1 protein-coding gene is annotated in these 825 nt (G+C 54.5%); it reads left to right on the forward strand.

The features are described from left to right. Positions 1-37: 37 nt before the first annotated feature. On the forward strand, positions 38-825 hold a 788-nt coding region (gene nhaA, locus ASU03_RS19085; protein WP_057833290.1), incomplete at its 3' end, for a Na+/H+ antiporter NhaA.

An 825-nucleotide genomic window follows, 5' to 3' on the forward strand; every position in this document is an offset into this window, starting at 1 on the left:
TAAAATACTCAGTCTAGTTTTAAGTGCAAGGACAGTGATGAAAGACCATAAGATCCCCGTGGAAACTCCTAGAGCGGCTGCAATTTTGGCTCGTTTCCTGTCGTCGGAGTCCGCCGGCGGTCTTGTCTTGATGGGCGCCGCCCTAGCGGCGTTGATTGTGGCTAATTCGCCTCTTTCCCAAAGCTACTTCTCTGCACTGCACAGCGTCTGGTTAGGCTTGTCGGTTGAGCATTGGGTCAATGACGGCCTGATGGCAATTTTCTTCTTGATGGTCGGATTAGAGATCAAAAGAGAAATCCTAGCGGGCGGGCTATCTACATGGGGCCAACGTGCACTTCCAGGCTTTGGCGCCATTGGCGGTATGGTTATCCCTGCGCTGATCTACATCGCAGTCAACTGGGGTAATTCTGAGAATTTGAAGGGGTGGGCTATCCCAGCCGCTACCGACATCGCATTCGCCTTGGGCGTCTTGTCGTTGCTGGGGAAGCGAGTTCCTACGTCGCTGAAGGTCTTCCTCGCTGCCTTGGCGATCATTGACGACCTGGGGGCTGTGGTCATCATTGCCTTTTTCTGCGCCACTGGTCGTTCCGTGCCGATGTTGCTGGAATCGCTCGCATCTCTGGTCATTCTGATTGCAATGAATCGACTGGGCGTCAGACGATTGCTCCCATATGTGCTGGTCGGCGGTGGGCTGTGGTTCTTCGTGCTGCAATCGGGAGTGCATGCCACCCTTGCGGGTGTGGCTGTAGCGCTGTGCATCCCAATGGGCAAGCCTGAAGAGGAAGCCCGGTCTCCACTGCTATTCCTAGAGGAAAAGCTGCATAT

The sequence above is a fragment of the Colwellia sp. TT2012 genome, from assembly GCF_001440345.1.
Taxonomy (GTDB): Bacteria; Pseudomonadota; Gammaproteobacteria; order Enterobacterales; family Alteromonadaceae; genus Colwellia.